The 23,746-nt window shown below is 71.4% G+C and carries 14 protein-coding genes; 9 read left to right on the top strand and 5 right to left on the bottom strand.

Features of this window, described 5'->3' with window-relative positions; translation table 11 throughout:
- Nucleotides 1-15: 15 nt before the first annotated feature.
- Both FNH08_RS03890 and FNH08_RS03885 read right to left on the bottom strand, forming a co-directional pair.
- Nucleotides 16-1,008, bottom strand: coding sequence for a coiled-coil domain-containing protein (locus tag FNH08_RS03890; RefSeq protein ID WP_152769822.1), 993 nt, complete (start codon nt 1,006-1,008; stop codon nt 16-18).
- Nucleotides 1,005-2,108: a hypothetical protein gene (locus FNH08_RS03885; protein ID WP_152769821.1), complete on the bottom strand. Its 1,104-nt coding sequence runs from the start codon at nt 2,106-2,108 to the stop codon at nt 1,005-1,007. The genes FNH08_RS03890 and FNH08_RS03885 overlap by 4 nt, the downstream gene beginning before the upstream one ends.
- Nucleotides 2,109-2,329: 221 nt before the next feature.
- Between FNH08_RS03885 and FNH08_RS03880 the strand changes: the two genes are divergently transcribed.
- Together FNH08_RS03880 and FNH08_RS03875 are read left to right on the top strand one after the other, a co-directional pair.
- The gene (locus FNH08_RS03880) at nt 2,330-2,659 is read left to right on the top strand and encodes a CU044_2847 family protein (RefSeq protein WP_152769820.1); all 330 of its coding nucleotides are present in this window, start codon (nt 2,330-2,332) and stop codon (nt 2,657-2,659) included.
- A gap of 11 nt (nt 2,660-2,670) precedes the next feature.
- A complete protein-coding gene (locus FNH08_RS03875; protein WP_152769819.1) occupies nt 2,671-7,086 on the top strand; it encodes a tetratricopeptide repeat protein in 4,416 nt (1,471 codons plus the stop codon).
- Nucleotides 7,087-7,158: 72 nt separating this feature from the next.
- Here the strand turns inward: FNH08_RS03875 and FNH08_RS03870 are convergent, their stop codons facing one another.
- Both FNH08_RS03870 and FNH08_RS03865 read right to left on the bottom strand, forming a co-directional pair.
- Nucleotides 7,159-10,026: a glycosyl hydrolase family 95 catalytic domain-containing protein gene (locus FNH08_RS03870; protein ID WP_152769818.1), complete on the bottom strand. Its 2,868-nt coding sequence runs from the start codon at nt 10,024-10,026 to the stop codon at nt 7,159-7,161.
- Nucleotides 10,027-10,132: 106 nt separating this feature from the next.
- Complete coding sequence (locus FNH08_RS03865; RefSeq protein WP_152769817.1) at nt 10,133-11,191, bottom strand: LacI family DNA-binding transcriptional regulator; 1,059 nt, start codon at nt 11,189-11,191, stop codon at nt 10,133-10,135.
- An 83-nt stretch (nt 11,192-11,274) separates the two neighbouring features.
- On the opposite strand from FNH08_RS03865, the gene FNH08_RS03860 reads away from it, so the two are divergent.
- The 5 genes from FNH08_RS03860 to FNH08_RS03840 all read left to right on the top strand — a co-directional run bounded on the left by FNH08_RS03860 (nt 11,275) and on the right by FNH08_RS03840 (nt 18,876).
- Entirely contained in the window at nt 11,275-12,573 is a 1,299-nt protein-coding gene (locus tag FNH08_RS03860; RefSeq protein WP_152769816.1) for an ABC transporter substrate-binding protein, read from the top strand.
- Complete coding sequence (locus tag FNH08_RS03855; protein ID WP_152769815.1) at nt 12,570-13,505, top strand: carbohydrate ABC transporter permease; 936 nt, start codon at nt 12,570-12,572, stop codon at nt 13,503-13,505. The genes FNH08_RS03860 and FNH08_RS03855 overlap by 4 nt, the downstream gene beginning before the upstream one ends.
- A 23-nt stretch (nt 13,506-13,528) precedes the next feature.
- Nucleotides 13,529-14,395 carry a carbohydrate ABC transporter permease gene (locus tag FNH08_RS03850; protein ID WP_152769814.1) on the top strand — a complete coding sequence of 289 codons (867 nt, stop codon included), beginning with the start codon at nt 13,529-13,531 and terminating at the stop codon, nt 14,393-14,395.
- Nucleotides 14,395-16,146, top strand: coding sequence for a DUF2264 domain-containing protein (locus FNH08_RS03845; RefSeq protein WP_152769813.1), 1,752 nt, complete (start codon nt 14,395-14,397; stop codon nt 16,144-16,146). The genes FNH08_RS03850 and FNH08_RS03845 overlap by 1 nt, the downstream gene beginning before the upstream one ends.
- 63 nt (nt 16,147-16,209) lie before the next feature.
- Nucleotides 16,210-18,876 (top strand): discoidin domain-containing protein, encoded by a 2,667-nt coding sequence (locus tag FNH08_RS03840; RefSeq protein WP_152769812.1) that lies wholly within the window; start codon nt 16,210-16,212, stop codon nt 18,874-18,876.
- Nucleotides 18,877-18,968: 92 nt separating this feature from the next.
- On the opposite strand, the gene FNH08_RS03835 is transcribed toward FNH08_RS03840, so the two are convergent.
- Complete coding sequence (locus tag FNH08_RS03835; protein ID WP_152769811.1) at nt 18,969-20,828, bottom strand: ABC transporter ATP-binding protein; 1,860 nt, start codon at nt 20,826-20,828, stop codon at nt 18,969-18,971.
- Nucleotides 20,829-21,214: 386 nt separating this feature from the next.
- Here FNH08_RS03835 and FNH08_RS03830 point away from each other — a divergent pair, with 386 nt between their 5' ends.
- Entirely contained in the window at nt 21,215-22,624 is a 1,410-nt protein-coding gene (locus FNH08_RS03830) for a GlxA family transcriptional regulator (protein WP_228033860.1), read from the top strand.
- A gap of 43 nt (nt 22,625-22,667) precedes the next feature.
- A complete protein-coding gene (locus FNH08_RS03825; protein WP_152769832.1) occupies nt 22,668-23,669 on the top strand; it encodes a glycoside hydrolase family 43 protein in 1,002 nt (333 codons plus the stop codon).
- The last annotated feature ends 77 nt before the right edge of the window (nt 23,670-23,746 follow it).

The following is a 23,746-nucleotide window of genomic DNA, read 5'->3' as shown; positions in this document are numbered from 1 at the left end:
CCGCACCGCCCGACGTCACCGTACGGGGTGCGGAGCCGGGCCCTCGTCGCTCCAGGCGATGACGGCCCGGCCCGGGGCGGTCGCCCGGTCGCGGGCGTCCATGGCCCGGCCGAGTGCCCTGTCGAGATCGTGCAGCCGCCTCTCGACGTCGTCGGCCAGGGCACGGACCCTCTCCACGGTGCCGTCCTCGGCCCCCCGGTGCTCGGGGGTGTCGAATGCGGCGAGCGCGTCGGCCAGGTGTCGGTCCGCCTCGGTGCGGGCGGCGAGTTCGGCCAGCCGTTTGTCGCGCTCGGCCTCCACCGCGGCCAGCCGCGCCGATGCCTGGGCCGCGCGCCCCTCGGCCTCGGTCAGCTCGGCCTCCGCCTCGGCCAGTTCCCGCTGTGCCGTGGTGGCGCGCTCCAGCGTCTCCCGCACGGGCCCGGCCAGCCGGGTCAGCTGGTCCTCGGTCAGCCGGAGCAGTTCGGTGCTGCCGAGCCGTACGGCTTCCTCGGTGCCGCCCGCGTGCCGGGTCAGCAGTGCCAGCCGCTCCTCGACGGCTGTCTGCTGGGCCCGGATGTCGTCCAGTGCCTCCACGAGTCTTTCGAGGCGGCGCAGTTCGGTTATCTGGGTGCGAAGGCCGTCCAATTCCTCAAGGCGGACACGCAGTTGGGCTTCCGTCCGGGCCAGTCGCTCGTGTTCCTGCCGAGCGGCCCGGGTCATGCCGCCGAGGTCGGTGAGTTCACGCTCGCGGTCCGCGAGGTAGGCCTCCACGTCCGGCCCGGGTTCCGCGGCGGCCAGCAGTCCCGGTACCGCGCGGGCCAGTTCGGCACTCACGCTGAGGGCGTCGTCGAGGAGGAAGACCGCCTCGACGGCTTCGGTGTCCGTCGCCGTGCCGGCCATCCGGGCCACGACCCGTGCCGACCACTCCAGTGAGCAGCGCAGGGCCCGCAGCGCGTCATGGTCCTCACCGCCCTCCAGCGCCTCGGCCATCCGCGTCCTCGCCTCGTCGTTCATCGTGTCGCCGTTCATCGTGTCGCCCCCGTCGTTCCCGCGGTCGGTGCGCCCAGCGGGAGCAGCACCGGCTCCCCGCCGTCGTCCGGTCGAAACACCAGTACGCCGGGCCCGTCCCCGGACGTGTGCATCCCCAGCCGGTGCCGCCCGCCGCGCAGGCCGGGGCACGGCACGTCGGTCTCCCGCCCGTCCCGCCGTACGCGGACGTCGGGGCCCTGTGCCTCGGGCACGTCCACCGTCACGGCACGCCCGCGCTCCAGGACGGCCATGGGCACGGGCTCTCCGAGGACGGTGAGCGGGATGTCCGACTCGACGAGCAGCCCCCGTCGGACACCGTGGACGGTCAGGCTCACCGAGTGACGGGCGGCGGTGCGCACCCGTACGGAGTCCGTGGCGACGAGCAGCGCCCCGAGCGCCGCGGCGTGCGTCTCCAGCAGGCCGGGCTGCCGGCCTCCCGTGACCTCCTGTACGGCGCCGCGGGCGAGGGGATGTCCGCCCAGTGCACCGTCCATCAGGACGGGCGTGTCCTCGTGGCGGGCGCGGGCGTCGGTCACCGCCGACCGCAGCGCCTCCTCGACAGGCTCGAAGGCGTCGAGCACCGCGCCGGCCGTCGGGTTCCCCGGAGTGCGTAGCGGTGCGGCCCGGTAGCGGGGCTGCGTCCGCGCCCTGGCCAGCAGGAGGGCCGCCCGGCCCGTGGGTTCTCCCAGGGCTTCGGCCCGTGGCCGGCCGGTCACCGCACGCCGCTGGGCGCCCAGCGACTCCACGGTCTCCCCCGAGGCACGGCACAGCACGGCCTCGGCGGCGTCCGCGTCCGCCCGGCACACGAGCACCTCGCCGTCGGACCGCCGCAGCGAGGCCACGGCCGCCACCGACCGGGGCACGAACTGCCGCAGTGGCAGCCCCAGTCGGTCGGCGAACTCCCCGTACAGCGCCTCCCGGCGTACGGCGCCGGGCTCGTCGAAGCACTGGTCCGGCAGGGCGAGGACGAGGCCCTCCACCTGCTCCCGGCACTGACGCAGATACCGCGCCGCTCCCCCGGGCAGCGGCTCCGGCGGCCGTACGCCGTCCCTGCCGCCGGTCACGGCGATCCCCGCCTCGACGTCGATTCCCACGAACACGGGCCACCACCGTTCGCGCCCACCACACGCCCGTCCGCTCCCCGCGCGCACCGGTCGGCCCAGAGTAGTCCTTTCCGTCAACACACGCCCCGTTTCTGGAAGATGAGGTGATTTCAGAATCAACTGCGATGAGTCAGGACTACACTCGGGGCGCACTGAAGCCGGGCCGGAGAGGCAACCGGACAGACAAGCGGGCCGGACAGGCAAGCGGGGGGCGGCGCATGAGCGAGCTGGTGCGGTTCGAGACCACGGACGGAGCGTCCATGGTCGTCGAGGTCGAGGACACGTCGCCCGGCCTGGAGAACGTGGGGCACGGTGACAACGGCGTCCTGGAGGCGAGTCGCCGCCTCGACGAGATGCTGACCGGCGCCCGTCCCACGATCGAGTCCGTGCTCGGTCTGCTGCGCCAGCTGGCGCCCGACGAGTACGAGGTCGAGTTCGGCATCAAGCTGAACGCCGAGGCCGGAGTGGTGGTCGCCAAGACGGCGGCCGAGGGCCACTTCAACGTACGGCTCGGCTGGCGCCGTGACGGCACCGCCGAGGCGGGCTAGGAGCGGGCGCCGTGGCGGGCTGGGAGCAGGCCCCCTGGCTGGTGAGCATCGCCCTGGGCGAGGGCCGGGCACCGGCGGGGGCCGGCGTACTCGTCACCGACCGTCATGTGCTGACCTGCGCCCATGTCGTCAGGGAGGCAGCCGGTCCCGAGCCGCCGGACGGTCCGCTGTTCGTCCGCTTCCAGTGGGCGGGCGAGCACGATCCGCTGCCCGCGGTGGTCGTCGCCGACGGCTGGCACCCACCGGAGAGCGAGGAGCAGCGGGGCGACCTGGCGGTCCTGGAACTCCGGGACCCGCTGCCGGAGGGCGCCCGGCGCGCGCCGCTCGTCAGCACCACGGACACCACCGCCGGCCACGAGTTCCACGTGTACGGCTTTCCCGAGGGCCCGCACCACCGCGGCGGTATTCCCGCGTACGGCTCGCTCCGCGGTGCCTCGGGTCACGAGCGGATCGGGCTGGAGTCGAGTTCCCAGATCGGACACGGTCTCGCCCGCGGCTTCTCCGGGTCGCCCGTGTGGGACCGCACGCTGGGCGGCGTCGTCGGCATCGTCGTCGCACGCGACAAGCCGTTCCGCGGTCAGGACACCCGGACCGCCTACGCGATCTCCGTCGACGCGCTCGCCCAGTACTGGCCGCCCTTGCGGGGACTGATCCGCGCCCCGATCACCGAAGCGCAACGGGAGCGAATCGACAGCCTGTTGGGGCTCCCGCTGGACGACACCGGCGAACTGCCCCGGCTCCACGACATCAACATCTACGACATCGGCGTCACCCCGCCGAAGATCCTTCAGGAGCGGCCGGACCCGCCCTATGTTCCTCGGCTCAAAGAGGACCGCGAGCTCGAAGAGGCCTTGAGGGAGAGGTCGTTCGTCGTTCTGACCGGCGACTCCAAGGCCGGCAAGTCCCGAACCCTCATCGAGGTCCTGCGCCGCGCTCTGGCCCCCGGCACCCGGATCGTCGTACCCAGACCCATTCCCTCGGCTCCGGGAGACCTGGCCTCCCTCCCCCTGCCGACCGGCGGCGACGACGCCGTGCTGTGGCTCGACGACATCGACGAGTACCTCAGGCCCGGTGGTGTCGACACCAGAGTCATCGTGACCTGCCAGAAGATGTTTCCGCACCTCAGGGTGGTCGCCACCATCACCAGCGAGCGGCTCACCAGCCTCAAGGCCCTCAAGGGGGAGGTCAACCGCACAGCGAGCAAGGTGCTGGAGAAAGCCCGGACCATCGAGCTGGCGCGGCTGCTGAGCGAAGAGGAACGGGACGAGGCGCAGCGTCTCTATCCGGAGGAGGACTTCACCAACCGCGGGATCGGCGAACAGATGGTGGCCGCGCCGCTCGTGGAGGAACGCTTCAACGGAGGCCACGACTCCTGTCCCGAAGGCTGGGCCGTGGCCCGGGCCGCCGCCGACTGGCACCGCATGGGCTGTGAGGTGCCGCTCACCAGGGCCGCGCTGGCGGATCTCTTCACGCGGTATCTCGCCGCAGGCCCCAGCAACCGCGCGGCGACCAAGGACCTCCTGCAGAACGGCATCGAGTGGGCGGCGGAAGCGGTGGTCGGCAACATCGCGCTCCTCACGGAGTACGGGGAGGTGGGCGCGCCCCCGCACGCCACGGGGGACGAGGACCGGGAGGGCCTGCGCTACGAGGCGTTCGCCTACCTGCCCGGCTACCTCGACGGCCGGAACGACCCGGACACCGTGCGCGTCCCGCCCTTCGCCTGGGAGCTGGCGGTGTTCCACACACCGCCCGACCACCTGCTCGGGGTGGCGTTCGCGGCGTTCACCCGGGAGGAGGGGGACGCCGCCGTGAGCGCGCTGGAACGCGCCCACTCCGACGCCACCGAGACCGGTGTCACGGCCTGGGCAGCGCTCATGCTCGGCGAGCTGGCCATGTACGTCGACCAGGACCTGGACCGCGCCAAGGAGCTGCTGGGAGAGGCCGCGGGGTCCGGGGCGGCCGACGTCGCACCGCTGGCGCAGCTGGATCTGGCCGCCGCGCTGCAGTTGGCCGGCGACCTGGCCGGTGCGCGTCGGCTGCTGGAGGCGGCCGTCGACTCCGGTGATCCGCAGGCGGCTCCGCTGGCCCGGGCCGGCCTGGGCGGGCTGCTGCTCAGCCAGGGCGAGACGACGCGGGCCCGGGAACTGCTGGAAGCGGCACTGGAATCGGGGGACGCCCAGGTCGTGCCGCTCGTGCAGACCGGGTTCGGCGGTCTCATCATGCAGCGCCAGGAGATGTCCAAGGCGGGTTCCCTGACCAAGCGTGACACCTCCGGTCCGCTCCCCTCCGGTGGGCAGCCGTCCCTCGGCGGCACCGAGGCGCTGAGCCTGCCGCGGGCGGTACGCGAGTCGGCGATCTCGTCGGCCGTGCCGCTCGCCCAGGTCAATCTCAGCGCGGCACTGGTCGACCAGGGAGAGCTGGACCGCGCCTACGAACTGCTGCACACGGCGCTGTCCTCCGAGAACCCGTGGGTGGTACCGCTCGCGCAGGCGAACCTCGGGGGTTTGTACATCCAGCGGGGCGAGCCGGCGAAGGCCCGCGAGATGCTGGACGCGGCCGCCGAGTCCGGGCACCTGCTCGCCGCCGAGCACGCCCAGGTGACCCTGGCCTGGCTGCTGTGCCAGGAGGAGCGCCTCGACGAGGCGCAGGAGATCCTGACGCGCGCCGTCCACTTCACCAATCCGGACCAGTCGCTGCGCGCGCACTGTCTGCTCAGCATGGTGCACGCGGCTCGCGGGGAGTACACGACCGCCGCGGAGCAGCTCCAGGCGGTCGTCGACTCCCAGCACGCGGGCTGGTCCGCCCTCGCCCGCGCCGACCAGGGGATGAACTGGGCACAGGCCGGCGACTACGACCGGGCCCGCCGGGCGCTCGCCGAGATCGCGGACTCCGGCCACCCCGACCAGGGCCCCCGGGCCGCGGACTTCCTCGGCGACGTCAGGGCGACGTTGGAGGACTGGCCGGGCGCGGAGGCCGCGTACCGTGCCGCGATCGACTCCGGCCACCCCGTGTGGGCCCATATCGCCCGGCTGGACCTCGCCCTGATGCTCACCCGGCTGGGCGACGAACGAGGACCAGGTCTGCTCGCCGAGGTCGCGGACTCCGACGAGCCCGACATGGCACCGCGCGCCGCCGACCTGCTCGGCGACGCGCTGGCCGCCCGGGGCGACTGGGCCGGTGCCGAGGCCGCCTATCAGCAGGCCATGGACTCCGGGCACGCGCACTGGTCGAGCGTGGCCCGGGTGGATCTGGCCCTGATGCTCGCGGAGCGCGAGGAGCTCGACCGGGCCGAAGCCCTGTTCACCGAGGAGGTCGAGTCGAGGTCCGCCATGGCCGAGCTCGCCGAGGCCTTCCTGGGGATCCTTCTCGTCCTGCGGGGGCGGGTGGAGGAAGGACGCCCGATCCTGTCCCGGATCGCGGGGTCCGACTGGGTCGAGGCCGCGGACCTCGCGAGTGTCCAACTGGCCAAGATGGCCGCCCAGGAAGGCCGTCCGGAGGAGGCGGCCCTGCGCTTCGAAGCCCTGCTGGCCTCCGGCAGTGAGATCGCCGCCTCGGTGGCGCCGCTCGCCCGCGCCCATCTGGGTGCGCTCAGACTTCAGCAGGGCGAGATCGACGACGCCCTGGAACTGCTCGACGAAGCGACCGCCTCGGGACACACGGACGCGACAGCCGTGGCGTTCGCCGGCCGGGGCGAGTACCTGGTGGAGGTCGGGGACACCGCGGCCGCCCAGCAGTATCTGCGGGCCGCACTCGATCTGGAGGACCCCGAGGTCTCGCCGAAGGCGCTCGCCCTGCTCGGCGTGGCGATGCTCGCCGAGAACGAACTGGACGAGGCCCGGGCCGCCCTCTCGGAGGCCCTTGCCACCGAGACCCCCGCGATCGAGCCGATGACCCGCCGCTACCTCGGCAGCACGCTGGCCCGGCTCGGCCGCCGGGCGGAGGCCCGCGAGACCCTCCTCCCGCTGGCCGGCTCGGACGATCCGGACCACCGCCCCCAAGCCCTGGTGATCCTGGGGCAGTTGGCCATGCTGGAGGGACAGGTCGACGAGGCGCGGGGCTGGTTCGGCCAGGCGGTCGCGTCGGACGCCCCCGATGCCAGGGCCCAGGCACTCGACGCCCTGGACGACACCACCACCGGGCACCGCCCGTCCCGGCGCCCCGACGTCACCCCCGTCCCCGAGTCTCCGGTACGACCCACGCCCCTGCCCGGTCCGTCTCCCTCCCGCACGGCACTCCTCGCCGGCCTCGGCCCCGGCATGCTCCTCCTCCTCGGCCGCGTCGCCGAGGCCGAGGGCCTGCCCGAGGAGGCGCTCTACTGGCTCGACAGGGCGTACGCGGCCGGCTCCGACCCGGAGGAAGCCCGGTCACTCGCGGAAACACTCTCCGCGCCCCGCAAAGGGCGCGGGGAACTGCGCGACCAGCCCTGACCAGCCCGCAGGTTCATCCACTGCGACCAGCCCCACAGCACGCAGGTTCACTTCCTGCGACCAGCGGAGCGCCTAGTGTTCCAGCGACAGCGCGAACACATGCCCCCTCGCCGCCCCCTCCGGCGCGGTGAGCGTGATCGTGGTGAGCTGCTTGCCCGCGTCGAGTTCGACCACCTGGTGGAAGACGGCCGCCTTGGTGGACACCGGCCCGCTCCGGGCGTGGATCTGACTGGTGGTCACCGCCTCGGTCTCGCCGTTCTCGGGTCCGAAGGCCAGCCAGCCAGTGAGGGAGAACGGTGCGCTCGCGCTGGTTCCGTCGGCGTACCGCACCACCGCGGGGACGGTCACGCCCGCCGTGTCGCCCGCGCCGAGCACGTGCAGCTTCGTGTAGGCGCCCTGCGGGACCGTGATCTCCTGTCCGGCCGCGACGACGTTGTTGTTGGTTCCCTCGCTGCCGTTGGTGAAGAGGAAGGCGATCCCGTTGTCCGTCGTCTGGCCGGTCTGCGGGAGTTGAGCCATGGGGTACGTGCGGCCGGCGCCGTCGAAGTCCCCGTCGCCGTAGTACATCTCGGTGGTGATGCCGTCGTTGTCGAAGACGCCGGTGAGGTCGATCTGGGTGACGGTTCCGCTCTGCGGCGGTTCCGGCAGGCCCCACGGGTCGGCGGGCACGGTCACCTTCACCGGGGCGATCCGCAGGTCGGGGCGTGAACCGGCCGGGTGGATCACCGCCTCCGCGTCCCGTGGCAGGTCGATCTCGACCACGCCGTCACCCAGGTCGCGCCAGGCGGGGGCCGGGCCGCCGACCCCGGCGACCGTGACCCGTCCGCGCAGGGAGTGGCGGATGCGGCACGGCTCCCCCGCGAGACTGCGGACCCGCACCCAGCGGGTGGTCCCGCCCCGGCGGACGGCGCTGAGCAGGAACGCGCCCTGGGTGCGGAAGTCGTGCAGGGTGACATCCTTCCAGGCCCCGGGGACGGCCGGGAACACGCGGATCGTGTCGCCCCAGCTCTGGCACAGCATGTCGTGCATGCTCTGCGCGGCGGACAGCGGTGTCTCGATGACGGGACCCGCCTCGTAGTACATGGTGTTGGGCTGGACGAACCGGTCGACCAGCTCCCGCAGATACGTCAGCGAGTCGTCGCCCCGGCCCATCTGGGCGGTGATCGAGGCGGCGCCGGTGAAGCTGTAGCCGCGCAGGGCGCCCTCGAAGCCGATCCAGTGGTTCAGCGAGCGTTCGATCAGGTCACGGTGCTCGGGCTGATCCCAGTTGACGAGGTAGAGGGGGTAGACGGAGAGCATGTGGGAGTAGTGCCGGTGGGACTTGTCGAAGGGGACCCCGGCCCCGATCATGAAGCCGTTCTCGTCCACCGGGTAGTCGGTCAGCTTCTCCAGCACCTCGCGCCACTTGGGTGCCAGGTCGTCGCGTATGCCGAGCCGGTCCGTGGTCTCCAGCAGGGTCGCGCAGCTCCAACGCAGCAGCGCCAGGTCGTAGTTGCAGTCGGGGGCGCTGCCGTACTCCGGTGAGTAGGTGGTCGGCAGGTGCAGTCGCCCGTCGTCGCCCTCGTACAGGAAGTGCAGGTAGTAGTTGGTGGTCCGGCGCAGGAGCGGGTAGAGGACGTCTTCCAGGACGCCCCGGTCCATGGTGTGACGGTAGGTCAGCCACACGTTGTGCAGCGCCCAGGGCAGGTTGCCGACCTCCGGGGTGCTGCCGACGCCCGGAACGGCGACCGTGCCGCTGGTGTCGCAGGTGGCGTCGGTGGCGCGGCGCACCCCGGCCGAGTCGGCGCGGTACTCGGGGCGCAGGGCTCCGATCAGGGTGTCGGTGTTCTCGGCGAGGGTGTGCGGGACGGCGTCCAGCTCCAGGTGGTTGGAGCCGTGCACCGCCCAGTACTCCAGCTGGACGTTGAGGTTCCACCACACGGCGGGCCAGGGGGTGGACTCCAGCCAGGGGCCGGTGGTCGCCATGATGGGCGCGTGTTCGCGGGCCGCGGAGGCGAGCTTGTAGAGCTGGATCCAGTAGAAGCTCTGCAGCATCCCGTCGGGGACGGAGAGGAAGCTCTTGCGGTAGAAGCGGTGCCACCACTCGCGGTGGGTGCGCAGCAGGCTGGAGACGGGCAGGGCGGACGCCTTGCGGACGGTCGTCCTGGCGCGGCCCTCGGCGTCGGTGCCGGGGTGGGAGTGGGCGACGGCCAGGACGTACACGCGGTCGTCGCCGAGCGTGCGTTCGCGGTGGGCGGTGACGGTCTGGCCGCCCGCGACCAGTGACTGGACGACGACGCCCGTGCCGTCCGGATCGCGCGTGGTCACCGGGTCGGGGTTGGGCTTCAGGCCGGCCGGCGGGTCCTCGCGGACGATGCGCGGGCTGACGGCGGGCGAGGGGACGAACTCCCAGCGGAAGTCCCGCTCCCCCGCGCTCGCCGTCGCGGTGACGAGCAGCAACGTACGGTCGTTGTGGACCAGGGCGCGCAGTTCGATGGTGCCCTTGTCCGTGGTGACCGTGCCGCTGACCTCGGCGTTCCACAGGTCCAGGCGCAGGTCGGCGCCCGTGATGGCGCCGACGGGGCGCAGGAGGAGATTGCCGACCGGCAGGCGGGCGACGCCCCAGTTGTGGCCGAACTCCGGCCGGTGGTCCTGTACTTCGCTGTGGTGGACGGTGAAGCGCAGGGCGTTCGCCCCGGGTTCCCGGTAGACGAGCGAGCCGAGCAGACCGTTGCCGAGGAACGGCCCCTCGTACCAGGCGCCCGGCAGTCGTCGCCAGCGCGGGTCCTGTGCGGCGAGGAAGTCCCGCCACTCGCGGTCGGTCCGCATGCCGGTGAGGGCCACGGGGCCGGCGGCCGAGCCCGGTTGGGCCACGGCCGGTTCCGCGACGCCGATTGCCGTAGTCGCTCCGGCCGCGCCTGCGGCGACGCGGCCCAGGAATCCCCGTCTGCTGACTCCCATCACCGATCTCCCGTCTCATTGATCCGATGACTTGGCTAGTCCGGAGGGTAGGAAGTGGCCAATGGTGCGTCAATACACCCGACGGCACGGAAATTCATCCGATGGATTACTCATGAGCCATGGGGGCCGGCGGCCCACTGCTCTCCCGCACCACCAGCTCAGTCGCCACCTCCACCCGGGTCGTCTCCGGCTGCTCCCCGGACAGCAGCCGCAGCACCATCCGGGCCGCGAGCGCGGTCATGTCGGCCAGCGGGGTGCGGACCGTCGTCAGCCGTGGGGTCACCCAGTCGGCGAACGGCAGGTCGTCGAAGCCGACCACGCTGACGTCGTCCGGGATCCGCAGCCCGAGTTCGGCGGCGGCCCGGTAGGTGCCCAGCGCCTGGTGGTCGCTGCCCGCGAAGATCGCCGTCGGACGCTCGGGCAGCGCCAGCAGCTCCAGCGCGTGCCGATGCGCGGGGTTGTGCGTGAAGTCGCCGTAGCGGACCAGCGCCGGGTCGAAGGGGAGCCCCGCCTCCGCCAGCGCGGAGCGGTAGCCGTCGACCCTGGCCCGTGAGGTGAGCCGGCGCTCCGGGCCGCTGATGATCGCGATCCGGCGATGCCCCAGCTCGATGAGGTGGCGGGTGGCGGCCAGCCCGCCGGGCCAGTTGGTCGCGCCCACCCACGGCGTCCCGGGCGCGGGCTCGTCGATCGGCGCCACCAGCGCGTACGGGATACCGAGTCGGCCCAGCTCCTCGTGCTGTTCCGGCGTCAGCTCCGGCACCACGAGGATGGCGCCGCGGGTGGAGCGGGTGGCCAGTGAGTCCAGCCACTGGCGGGCACGTCTGGTCCGGCCGTGTGTGGCGGAGACGACCAGGCCCATGTTGGCGTCGTGCAGCACGTCCTCCGCGCCGCGGATCAGCTCCACGGCCCAGGGGCTGTCCAGTTCGTTGATGACGAAGTCGATCAGCCCGCCGGGCTGTGCCGCGGTGGCGGTGGGGCGGTGTTTCGCCAGATAGCCGTGCTGTTCCAGCAGACGCTGCACCTTCGCCCGGGTCTCCGCAGAGACATCGGATCTGTCATGCAACACCTTGGAGACAGTGGAGACCGAAACCCCAGCCTGTTCGGCGATTTCAGCCAGCGTCCGCCGCCTTCCTGGGCCTGATCCCGTCCGAACCGTTGACGTCATCGGATGAATCTCCTACCTTTCCGAGCGGTCGCGAGTTGCGAAAACTATCGCAACCATGCTCCCGGGAGTAAAGGTGGTCTTCGATGAAGAGATGGCGCGCCGCTTCTCTGGCCGCCGTCGCGGCACTGGCGCTCTCCGCGTGCGGAGGTACCGGTGGCGGCAGCGGCAAGTCGGGCGATGACAAGGGCGAGTTGCTGGTCTGGGTGGACAACACCCGCACACCGGCGGCCCAGGAGTACAAGAAGGCACACCCCGACCTGAAGATCCGTGTCGTCACCGTCCCGCCCGAGGCCGGGTACGTCCCCACCAAGGTCTCCCTCGCCAACCGCACCAAGAGCGGCTGGCCCGACGTCGTCTTCCTGACCAACCCCGCCGAGGCGGCGACCCTCGCGAGCGACAAGTTCGGCTACGCGGCACCGCTCGACGGCCTCGTACCGAAGTCCGTCCGCGACGGCTTCGCGCCCGGCTCCCTCGACACCTGCACGTTCAGCGGGAAGACGTACTGCCTGCGCAACGACATCGCCCCCACCGTGCTCTGGTACGACGCCTCGCTGATGAAGAAGTACGGCTACGAGGTCCCGAAGACCTGGGCCGAGTACGAGCAGGTCGGGCTGAAGGCGGCCAAGAAGCATCCCGGCACGATCGTCGGCGCGATCAACGGCAAGTACGGCGCCGGCACCTACTTCGGCAGCAGCGGCTGCCCCACCCGGGACACCCTCAGCCTCACCAAGGTCCACATCGACCTCACCCAGCGGACCTGCACCCGGGTCGCGGACCTGCTCCAGCCGATGGCCAAGGCCAAGGCCGTCACCACCGTCGTACCCACCGACCCCGCCTTCGCCAAGCTCGGCAAGGAGGACAAGATCCTGATGCTGCCGGGCCCCGCCTGGTTCGGCGACTTCATGTTCGGCCCCGCCTTCAAGATCCCCAAGGGCCGGATCGCGGCGGCCCCCATGCCGACCTGGCCCGGCGAGACCACGTCCTTCGCGGGCCAGGTCGGCGGCGGTGCCTTCCTCGTCTCCGCGCACGCCGGTGACCGCACCAAGGAGGCGGTGGACCTGGTGCGCTGGATGACCACCGACGTCGCCCTCCAGGCCAAGCAGCCCACCTACCCGGCCTTCACAGCCGCCGCCCAGAAGTGGGGCGAGGCCAAGGCGAAGGACCCGTACTACGCCTCCGACCCGATGCCCGCCCTCACCGCCGCGGCAGGCGCCCTGCGCCCCGGATTCGGCGCCGTCCGCTTCGAGGCCGACTGGCAGGCGAGTTTCAACGACACTTTCGGCAAGACGGCCGACTCCGGCGGCAACCTCCGCAAGGCGCTGGAGAGTTGGCAGGACAAGCTGGACGCGGCGGCCAAGACCGGTGAGTACACGGTCGGATGAGAACCCTGACACCGACCCGTCCGCCCGCGGTGGAGACCGTGTCCCCGGCCGCGCCCCGGCGTGTGAAGCGCCGGGGACGTACCGTCGCCACATGGCTCCTCGTCGGCCCGTACGCCCTGTTCCTCGCGGCCTTCGGGCTCGCGCCCGCCGGCTATGCCCTGTGGACCTCCTTCGTCCATGACGGCTCGTTCTCCGGCGGGCGCAACTGGACGGCCGTCTTCGACGACTACCGGCTCGGCGAGGCGGCGGGCAACGTCACGACGTACCTCCTGCTGTGGCTGCCGGTCCTGCTGCTGACCGTGCTCTCGCTCGCCTTCACCCTGCACGCCCGGCCTGGCAGGGCGACCGGCGCGCTCCAGCTCGTCTACTACCTGCCGGGCGCGGTCACCGGCTCGGCGGCGGCCCTGCTCTGGCTGTTCATGGTCAGCCCGGACAGCAGCCCGTTCGGACCGCTGCTGAGGCTCATGGACGTGAAGACCGCCACCGACGCGCTCTCCGGCGGCAGCCTGGTCGCCGTCCTCGCCGTGATGGGCGTCGCGGTGCACGCGGGCGGCTGGATCGTCGTCCTGTACGGGGCGCTCACCGCGCTCCCGAAGGACGTCCTGGAGGCGGCGCAGGTCGACGGCGCCTCGGCCTGGCGGACCATGTGGCACGTCAAGCTGCCGATGGTCCGCACGTACGTCGCCTTCGTGCTGATCTCCAGCTTCGCCTCCGGCAGCCAGGTCTTCGTCGAGCCCACCGTGCTGTCCACCGGCGCGCCGGGCCAGATCAGCCCCACCTGGTCCGTCAACCAGCTCGCCTACGTGTACGCCACCCAGGACGGCGACTTCGGCAAGGCCGCCGCACTGTCGCTGACCATGCTCGCGGTCGGACTGCTGGCCGCGTGGATCGTGATCACCCGCACCCGTATGTACGCCACGGACACCAGGTGAGATGACCTTTCATGACCGATGCGATGACTGCTCTGTCCCGCGGCGCCCGCGCCCTCTTCCTGCTCGGCGCGGCAGCCTTCTTCGGACTGCCGCTGCTGTGGCTGCTCCTCGCGCCCACCCGTACGGCCGACGACCTGACGACCGGCTCACCGCTCGGCTTCGGCTCCCTCGGCCGGGTCGGCGACGCCTGGGCGCATCTGATGTCGTACAACGACGGCGAGATCACGCTGTGGATCGGCAACTCCGTCGTCTACGCGGCGGCGAGCGTGGCCCTCGCCCTGCTGCTGTGCGTGCCCGCGGGCTATGTCCTCGCCAAACACGACTTCGCGGGCCGCCGGACCCTGCTCACCCTCTCGATCGTGACGATGATCCTGCCGCCGGCCGCACTGGTCCTGCCGCTCTACCTGGAGATGTCGGCGGTGAACCTCGCGGGCACGATCTGGGCGGTGATCCTGCCGCTGTCCTTCTACCCGTTCGGTGTCTACCTCGCCTTCCTGCACTTCCAGGCGAACCTGCCCGACAGTCTGCTGGACGCCGCGCGCGTCGACGGCGCGAGCGAGCTGCGGCTGTTCTGGTCGGTGGCGCTCCCGCTGGCGCGGCCCGCGATCGCGCTGATCGCCTTCTTCGGCTTCGTGCGCTGCTGGACCGACTTCTTCCTCCCCTTCGTGATGCTCTCCGACGACCGCACCTTCACCCTCCAACTCGGGCTGATGTCCCTGCTCCAGTCCACCGGCGCGGTCAACAACTCCAGCGGCTTCGCCGACCTCGACATCCACCAGCCGGAGGCGGCCCTGGCGGGACTCGTGGCGTGCGCACCGCTGATGATCGGTTTCGTCCTCGCCCAGCGCTTCCTGCGCACCGGGCTGCTGGCCGGGGCGGAGAAGGGCTGATGCGCGCCGAACTCCAGAACCGGGTACGGGACTTGGTGGCTCCCGTGGTGCCGCACTTCAGCCCCGGCCGGGCTCGCGTACGCCTCGGCGTGAACACCGCGATCCACGACGACACCGCGGCCGAACTGGAGGCGTTCGCCCGCCCGTTGTGGGGACTGGCCCCGCTCGCGGCGGGCAAGGGGGCCGTACCGCATGGGGAGTTGTGGCTACGGGGCCTCGCCCACGGCAGCGACCCCGCCCATCCCGAGTACTGGGGCGAGCCCCGCGACCGCGACCAGCGCATCGTCGAGATGGCAGCCATCGGCTTCGCTCTGGCGCTCGCCCCCGAGCAGTGGTGGGACCCGCTGAGCGGCCCCGAACGGGACCGGCTCGCACGGTGGTTGCGCAGTGCACTCCCCCGCGAGACGGCCGACAACAACTGGCACTTCTTCCCGGTGCTGATCGGCCTCGGCCTCCACCGAGTGGGGGTGCCGTACGACCGCTCGCTGGTCGCCGCCCGGCTGGCGCGCCTGGAGACGTTCTGGCTCGGCGACGGCTGGTACTCCGACGGCCCCACCGAACGGCGCGACTACTACGTGCCGTGGGCGATGCACTTCTACGGGCTGCTGTACTCCCGGCTCGCAGGGGACGGTGACGGGTACGGAGAACGCTTCCGTGAGCGCGCGGCGCGGTTCGCCCACGACTTCCGGCACTGGTTCGCGGACGACGGCGCCGCCGTCCCCTACGGCCGCAGCCTCACCTACCGCTGGGCACAGGCCGCCTTCTGGGGCGCCCTGCCCTTCGCCGAGGTCGACGCGCTGCCCTGGGGCGTGGTGAAGGGGTATCTGCTGCGGCATCTGCGCTGGTGGGAAGGGCGACCGGTGAGCGGGCCCGACGGGCTGCTGTCCATCGGCTACGGCTATCCGCAGCCCGCCCTCGCCGAGCAGTACAACGCGCCCGGCTCCCCGTACTGGTCGTTGAAGGCGTTCCTGCCGCTCGCGCTGCCGGACGATCACGCGTTCTGGACGGCGGCGGAGGAGCCGGCTCCCTCCCTGCCCGCCGTCAGCGCCCAGCCGCACGCGGGCGCGGTGCTGATGCGCGCTTCCGGCGACGTCACGCTGCTCGCCGGGCGCCAGCACCATGCCTGGGTGCGCCATGGGGCGGAGAAGTACGCCAAGTTCGCGTACTCGTCCCGCTTCGGCTTCAGCCTCCCGAACGGCTCGCTGGGGCTCGCGCAGGGCGCGTACGACTCGATGCTGGCGCTGAGCGACGACGGCGGGGCGCACTACCGGGTGCGCGAGGAGCCGGCCGGCCCCGAGGCAAACGGCGACACGATCCGCTGCACCTGGCGGCCCTGGCCGGACGTGGAGATCACCACCTGGCTGACGGCCGCCCCGCCCTGGCATCTGCGCACGCACCGCGTCCGGACCGACCGTGCGCTGCACACGGCGGAGGGCGCCTTCGCCGTGGACCGTGACGCGGGCGTGGGCCGCGATATGAGCGCGGAGCGGTCGGCCGGGACGGGGTACGCCCGTGTGTCGGCCCGGGCGGGGTTCAGCGGACTGCGGGACCTCGACGGCCTGCGCGAGGGCGAGGTCGTGGACTGCCTGCCCGGCACGAACGTCCTCGCCCGGCGCACGGCACTTCCTGCCCTGACGGGTCAACTCCCGCCCGGCGAGCACTGGTTGCGCTGTGCGGTGCTGGGCGCTCCCGGCGGACCCGACACCGAGGCGGCCTGGCGGCGACCCCCGACCAATGGAGGCGGGACATGAGGACGACCGGAGGCGCGGCATGAGGACGACCGGACGGGACATGACGACGACCGGAGGCGGGACATGAGACTGAGACACCTATCCGTACTGGCCGCTGCGACAGCGCTGTTGGCCTTCCCCGTCCAGGGCCAGGCCCAGGCGGCGGGCCCCGGCCGCACCTACCACGTGGCCCCCTCGGGCAGCGACCGGGCGTCCGGCTCCCAGGCGAGCCCCTTGCGCACCATCGGCGACTGCCTCTCACGGGTCCGCCCGGGCGACACCTGTCTGATCCATCGCGGCACCTACCGCGAGCAGGTGACCCCGCCCTCCGGCGCCAAGGACGCGCCGATCACCCTCGCCGCGTACGGCGACGGCCCGGTGACCGTCGACGGCACCGAGCGGGTGACCGGCTGGAAGGACGCCGGCGACGGCCTGGTCGCCGCCGACACCGACCTGCCCCTCGACCCGGACTTCAACGCGCTGTTCATGGACGACGACCGTGCGGAGGAAGGCCGTTGGCCCAACTCCGGACCCGATCCGCTGAACACCACCTGGGCCGAGGCCGGCGCCACCTCCACCGACCAGCACATCGACGACCCCGACCTGCCGGACGCCGACTGGACCGGCGCCACCGTGCACCTGTGGGCGGGCTCCAACCCGTGGGCCCAGCAGACCGGCACGGTCACCGCCACCGCGTCCGGCAAGCTGGACTTCAAGGGCGGCAACTACCGCTGCCCTCCGCTGTGCATGGGCAACCAGAACTACCGCAACTACTACCTCGTCGGCTCCAAGGCCGCCCTGGATCAGCCGGGCGAGTGGTACTACGACGAGAGCGCGAAGCGGCTGTACATGGTCCCGCCGAAGGGCGGCATCGACGGACACACGGTGACCGCCAAGCACCGGCTCTGGGGCGTCGACCTGAGCAAGAGCTCGTACGTCACCGTGCGCGGACTGAACCTCTGGGGCACCTCCCTGCGAACGGGCAACGACAGCACGGGAGTCACGGTCGACCGGCTGCGCGCCACCTACATCTCGGAGTTCTCGACCCTGCCCATGCCGCCGGACAGTGACCTGGCGATCCCGCCCTTCGAAGGCAACATCGTCGCCTCCCGGATCCTCGACTCGGGCGTGCAGATCCTCGGCACCGGCAACACCCTGAAGAACAGCGAGATCTCCCAGTCGGCCGGGGACGGTGTCCTGCTGCGCGGCACCGGCAACACCATCACCAACAACTACATCCACGACGTCGGCTGGATGGGCAGCTACACACCCGGCATCGAGGTCAACGGCAACGGCCACACGGTCACCCACAACACGGTCCGGCGCACGGGACGCGGCTCCATCGACACCGCCTGGCAGCTCAACGGCCCCGAGTTCCACGACAACCGCATCGCCTACAACGACCTCTCCGAAGCGATGCGCACATCACGCGACGGCTCCCCCTTCTACGTGTGCTGCAGCCTGAACGGCACCGGCACCTCCATCGACCACAACACCTCGCACGACGCGGACGGCCAGGTCGGCTTCTACGTCGACAACTACTCGGGCCACTTCCGGCTGCACCACAACGTCGCCTGGAACACCGGCACCCGGGGCACCTTCTTCAACGGACACACCGGACCGAGCATCGCCAACGAGGACCACAACTCCAGCTACGGCGTGGGCATCAACGGCAACTCGGTGCTGCTCAGCGGCGCGACGGACGCCTCCGGCTCGTACATCAGCAACATCATCGGCCCGAAACCGATCAGCGCCACCCAGACCGGCGACCCGCTGCCGGTGGTCCGCTCCAACCTGATCAGCGAACAGCCCGGCTACACGGACGCCGTGAACGGCGAACTGTGGCTCACGGCCGACTCCCCCGCCATCGACGCCGGCGAGACGATCGACGGCATCACGACCGACATCCGGGGCGCGGGCCCCGACCAGGGCGCGTACGAGTACGGCGCACCGATCTGGTCGACGGGCTGCAACCTCCCCGGCTGCCGGCAGCGCGTCCGGCACGGCACCTGGACGGCGACCGCGAGCGACGGTACCGACGCCTCCGCCGTCACCGACGGAGACATCAACACCCGCTGGACGGCGGCGAGTCCACAGTCCCCGGGCCAGTACCTGACCGTCGACCTCGGTGAGTCCAAGACCTTCGGCCGGCTCTCGCTCGACGCCGGACGCGACACCAGTGGCCAGCCGTACGGGTTCTCCGTCTCGGTCAGCCGCGACGGCACGCACTGGGGCGAGCCGCTCGCCGAGGACTCCGGCCGCTCCTTCACCCAGGACGCGGTGTTCCCCCGGCAGACCACGGCCCGCTACCTGAGGATCACGCTCACCGCGAGCGGGCCGGTCCCGTGGGTCGTCAACGACCTGCGCCTGTACGGCGACGGCCCCGACGCCGCCTCCACGCTCCAGGCCGAACAGGCCATCGCCGTACGCGGCGTGGAGCGCGGCACGGCCGCCACCGGGGTGCTCGGCTCGGGCGACTGGGTGGGCTTCCGCAAGGTGAACCTCGCCGGAGACCGGCTGACCGTACGCAGCGAGTCCTCCTGCGCGCGCACCTGCTCGCTCCAGCTGCGCCTGGACGCGCCGGACGGTCCGCTGGTCGGGGTGGTACCCGTCCGGGCCGACGACGACGGCGACTGGCGGGAGCAGTCGGTGCGGCTGAAGCGTGAGGTCACCGGTAGCCACGACCTCTACCTGGTGGCGGAGGGCGGACGGCAGGTGGCCGCGCTGGACTGGCTGACGATCCGGAACTGATCGGCACTGATTGGCACTGATCGGCGGCGATCAGCGGCGATCGACACGGGCGGACCCGGGCGGCAGCACATGACTGCCGCCCGGGTCCGTGTTCAGTGCAGGTCGGCCGGCGCGGAGCTGTCGTCGAGGAGGCTGTCCTCGACGGGGCCGCCCTTGAGGGAGCTGTCGTCGAGGAAGCCACCCGACTGGTGCTGCCACAGCTTCGCGTAGGCGCCCTCCGAGGCGAGCAGTTCCTGGTGCGTGCCCTGCTCGATGATCCGTCCGCGGTCGAGGACGACGAGCTGGTCCATGGTGGCGACCGTGCTCAGCCGGTGCGCCACCACGAGCGCCGTCCGCCCCTCCATGAGCCGCCACAGCGCCTCCTGGACGAGGAGCTCGCTCTCGGAGTCCAGGGCGCTGGTGGCCTCGTCGAGCAGCAGGATCGGCGCGTCGCGGAGGATCGCCCGGGCGAGGGCGACCCGCTGGCGCTGTCCGCCGGACAGCTTGATCCCGCGCTCTCCCACCATGGTGTCGAAGCCGAGCGGCAGCACATCGGCGAACTCCGTGACGTGCGCCGCCTCGGCGGCTCGGCGGATCTCGGCTTCGGTGGCGTCCGGCCGGGCGAACGCGATGTTGTCCCGCAGCGTGCGGTGGAACATCGCCGGGTCCTGCGGTACGTAGGCGATCAGACTGCGCAGGTCCGCCTGGCGCAGTCTGCTGATGTCCTGACCTCCGATCAGGATGCGGCCGGAGTCGATGTCCGTCATCCGCAGTAACAGCCGGGAGAGCGTGGTCTTGCCACCGCCGGAGCGGCCGACGAGACCGATCTTCGACCCGCTGGGCACCATCAGGTCGAGCCCCTCGAAGAGCGGCTCCGCGCCCGCGTGGGCGAAGGTCACGTCCTCGAAGCGGACATCGGCCGCGCGGGGCCGCAGCGGCTCCGGCGACGCGGGATCGAGCACGGTCGGCGACTCCAGCAGCAGTTCGGTGAACTGCGCGGCCTCCGTCATCGAGCCCTCCATGCGACGGTAGATCTGGTTGAACTCGAACATGATCCGGGTCGCGTTGGTGTAGTACGTGAAGGCGACCACGACCGCCTCCACGCCGTGCCCGCCGCCGCCGAGCGTGACCGCGAGCAGCAGGCCCAGGACGTTGGTCAGCACGGACATCGGCGCGACCAGGGTGTCGATGCGCAGGTTGCCGTAGTCCCACGACCTGAGTGAGAGCCGCCGCGACTCCGCGACACGCGACCGGTGCTCCGCGGCCTCGCGGTCCTCGGCGGCGAACGCCCGGACCGTGTCCATGTTCATCAGGCTGTCGGCGACATGGCCCGACACCCGGGCGATCGCCGCCTCGCGCTGGGCGACGAGTGCCTGGCGGCGACGGATGAGGGGCACCACGCACAGCGCCGTCACCGCGATCATCACCAGGAGCCCGACGACGAGCAGCGGTTCGTAGCGCCACAGCACGACCGCGCCGAACAGCAGCGGCACGAAGTTGCCCACGACCGAGAACGTCAGTGTGTCGACGAACGGCTCGAAGCGGGAGGCGAAGCTCAGGACCCGCTTGGTCAGCGATCCGGCGAAGTTGTCGTGGAAGAACGTGGCGTCCTTGGCGAACAGTTCGTCCATGCCGATCACGTACAGGTGCTCGATACCGAGGGCGTCGAGCCGGTTCAGACAGTGCAGGCCGACGCGCCACACCGCTTCCGCGAACAGCAGGACTCCGGCGAAGCTCAAGACGTACGGCAGTGCCGAGCCGACGGTGGCACCGGTGTTGCCGGCGATGCGTCCGACGAGCTTCGCGACGACCAGCGGCGCGATGTAGTAGATGCCGATGTTGCCCAGCGCCGGCAGCAGCATCCCGGGGACCGTCAGCCGCCGGAGCCGGGCCAGCTCCCGTCCGTAGTAGCGAAGTGCGAGGAGTACCGAGCCCTTGCTCGGCGTTGCGTCACGCGATTCAGGAGTTCCCATCCCAATCCTGTGTGGTCATGTGGCGGCCCCGCCGCGGGAACGCGTGGAATCGCAGTTTCCCGCGGCGGGGCCCGGGAAGTCCAAGCGTTTTTTCAGGCCGTTGACCAGCGACCTTGGGTTTCCCGATAAACCGTTACCCCGATCAATTGTGTGCACATCGAGAGCGAGTTCGATTCCCATGACTATAGGAAAATACGCCTCCTTCATGACTGGTGGCCGAATTCGGTCGAGGCATGGAGATAACACGACACGCCGGCGGCCCTCCCGCCTGCCGCGGCGGCCGGCGGCAACGCCACGTGCGGGGGCGGCGACCGCCACGCAGTAGCCTTGAATACAATCTCAACTTCGGCTCGTACGATCAGAGTTGGCTAACGAAGGCAGGGGTGTTGACGGAGCTCGCCGCGACCGGTGCCGCCGCGCTGGTGAAGCACATGCAGGAGGACTCCTGGCCCCTCCTCCGTGACGCCGTCGCCGCCTTCCTCGTGGACAACGAGCCCGGCGGCAGAGGTCGTGGCGACGAGGTCGGGCGGGAACTGGAGCAGGCCCGCCAAGCCCTCGCCAACGCTCTCGATCGCGGGGACGAGGGCGCGGTCGCGGAGGTGGAAGCCGAGTTGCGCCTGCGGCTGCGGCATGTCCTGCGGGGAAACCCACAGGCAGCCACCCGGCTCGACCGTCTGCTGCGTCGGTTCTCGCGTGTCCCCCAGGGCGCCTCCAGGGGGCCGTCGTCGGGTCGGCGTCGCCGGGAGACCGTCGCGGTGGTGCTGTTCAGCGGCAGCCCCGTCTTCGAGAGTTCCATACCGCTCTCGGTGTTCGGGAGCGACCGCCAGGACCCCGGAGTGCCGCGCTACCGGCTCCTGGTGTGCGCGGGAGAAGAGGGCCCGCTGCGGACCACGGGGGACCTGGAACTCACCGCGCCGAACGGGCTGGAGGCGATCTCCCGGGCGGGCACCGTCGTCGTGCCCGCCTGGCGCTCGATCACCTCACCACCGCCGAAGGAGGCGCTCGACACACTGCGCCGGGCGCACGAGGAGGGCGCCCGCATCGTCGGACTCGGCACCGGCGCCTTCGTGCTGGCCGCCGCCGGACTGCTGGACAGCCGCCCGGCCACCACCCACTGGATGTACGCACCGACACTGGCCAAGCGCTACCCGTCGGTGCACGTCGACCCGCGCGAGCTGTTCGTCGACGACGGAGACGTCCTCACCAGCGCCGGCACCGCCGCGGGCATCGACCTGTGTCTGCACATCGTGCGCACCGACCACGGCAACGAGGCGGCCGGCGCACTGGCCCGGCGCCTGGTGGTCCCACCCCGCCGCAGCGGCGGCCAGGAGCGCCACCTCGACCAGTCGCTGCCGGAGGAGATCGGCGCCGACCCGCTCGCCGAGGTCGTCACCTGGGCGCTGGAGCACCTCCACGAACCGTTCGACGTGGAGACCCTCGCCGCGCGCGCCTACATGAGCCGCCGCACCTTCGACCGCCGGTTCCGCTCCCTCACCGGGAGCGCTCCACTCCAGTGGCTGATCACCCAGCGCGTGCTGCAGGCCCAACGTCTGCTGGAGACCTCGGACTACTCGGTCGACGAGGTCGCCGGACGCTGCGGCTTCCGCTCGCCCGTCGCCCTGCGCGGCCACTTCCACCGCCAGCTGGGCTCGTCCCCGGCGGCCTACCGGGCGGCGTACCGGACGCGGCGACCCCAGAGCGAGAAGCCGGACAACACGTACGACGACGAACGCCCCGCACCGCCGCCCGGTACACAGCCGCCCCCTCCCCCTGAGGAGCACCCGCGGACGCCTTGAACCTGCCCCACCGTATTCTTCGACCGTGGCTGACACCGAGCTGATGCGGCTTCCCGACATGCCGCTGCACGATCCCTTCGTCGTAGCCGACAAGAGGACCCGCACCTACTTCCTCTACACCTCCAACGACCCGTCCGTGTCGGGCGTGGACGGCACCGGCACGATGGTCTACCGCAGCCACGACCTGCGCGACTGGACGCCCCCCGTCGTGGTCTTCCTGGCGGCCGAGCAGCCAGGAATCTGGGCCACCGACGGCGGCTGGGCTCCGGAGGTGCACGAACGGGATGGCCGGTACTACCTGTTCACCACGCTGCACGACCAGCACAGCCCCCTTCCCGTGCCACCCCCCGGCCCATGGGGCACGCCGTTCCCGACAGCCACCCACATGCGGGGCACGATCACGGCCGTGGCGGACTCGCCGCTGGGCCCCTTCACGGTCGTCGACCCGTCACGCCCCACACCGCCCGAGAACCTCATGACCCTCGACGGCACGCTCTACGTCGACCCGTCCGGGCAGCCCTGGATGGTGTACGCGCACGAGTGGCTGCAGACCATCGACGGAACCATGGAGGCGATCCGGCTGGCTCCGGACCTCTCGGAGACCGTCGGCACACCGGTCTTCCTGTTCAAGGGCTCGGACGCGTCCTGGATCAGCGAGCAGATCCCCAGCGGCGTACCGCACCAGCTCCCGCCCTACGTCACCGACGGCCCTCAGCTGTACCCCACCCCTGACGGGTCCCTGCTCATGCTGTGGTCGACGTACGAGAAGAACGCGGCCAAGCAGGACGGCACCGTCGGCGGGGGCTACGTGCAGACCTACGCGGTCTCGCCGTCCGGCGACCTCACGGGGCCGTGGCAGCAGCACCGGCCCCTGGTCCGGGACGACAGCGGTCACGGCATGCTGTTCCACACCTTCGACGACCGGCTGATGATGATCCTCCACCGCCCCTTCGAGAACGCGCGGGGGAAGCTGTACGAGATGCAGCTCGTCGGGCACGAGCTACGGGTACTGCGCCAGCGCACCGACCTCGACGGCGGCGGGTGACCCGGCGCGGCGCCGACCGCGACTCGACGTGACCTGATTCACGAAAGCACACATGCGGCAGCGGTTATGGTGACGAC

The sequence above is a fragment of the Streptomyces spongiae genome, from assembly GCF_009377185.1.
Lineage (GTDB): Bacteria > Actinomycetota > Actinomycetes > Streptomycetales > Streptomycetaceae > Streptomyces > Streptomyces spongiae.
This window is presented reverse-complemented; position numbering and strand designations above follow the sequence as displayed.

Bases quoted from the DNA above. Each gene is read 5' to 3' on its own strand.
- FNH08_RS03890 (WP_152769822.1), bottom strand. From the start codon at position 1,008: ATGAACGGCGACACGATGAACGACGAGGCGAGGACGCGGATGGCCGAG.
- FNH08_RS03880 (WP_152769820.1), top strand. From the start codon at position 2,330: ATGAGCGAGCTGGTGCGGTTCGAGACCACGGACGGAGCGTCCATGGTC.
- FNH08_RS03870 (WP_152769818.1), bottom strand. From the start codon at position 10,026: ATGGGAGTCAGCAGACGGGGATTCCTGGGCCGCGTCGCCGCAGGCGCG.
- FNH08_RS03865 (WP_152769817.1), bottom strand. From the start codon at position 11,191: ATGACGTCAACGGTTCGGACGGGATCAGGCCCAGGAAGGCGGCGGACG.
- FNH08_RS03860 (WP_152769816.1), top strand. From the start codon at position 11,275: ATGAAGAGATGGCGCGCCGCTTCTCTGGCCGCCGTCGCGGCACTGGCG.
- FNH08_RS03855 (WP_152769815.1), top strand. From the start codon at position 12,570: ATGAGAACCCTGACACCGACCCGTCCGCCCGCGGTGGAGACCGTGTCC.
- FNH08_RS03850 (WP_152769814.1), top strand. From the start codon at position 13,529: ATGACTGCTCTGTCCCGCGGCGCCCGCGCCCTCTTCCTGCTCGGCGCG.
- FNH08_RS03845 (WP_152769813.1), top strand. From the start codon at position 14,395: ATGCGCGCCGAACTCCAGAACCGGGTACGGGACTTGGTGGCTCCCGTG.
- FNH08_RS03840 (WP_152769812.1), top strand. From the start codon at position 16,210: ATGAGACTGAGACACCTATCCGTACTGGCCGCTGCGACAGCGCTGTTG.
- FNH08_RS03835 (WP_152769811.1), bottom strand. From the start codon at position 20,828: ATGGGAACTCCTGAATCGCGTGACGCAACGCCGAGCAAGGGCTCGGTA.
- FNH08_RS03825 (WP_152769832.1), top strand. From the start codon at position 22,668: ATGCGGCTTCCCGACATGCCGCTGCACGATCCCTTCGTCGTAGCCGAC.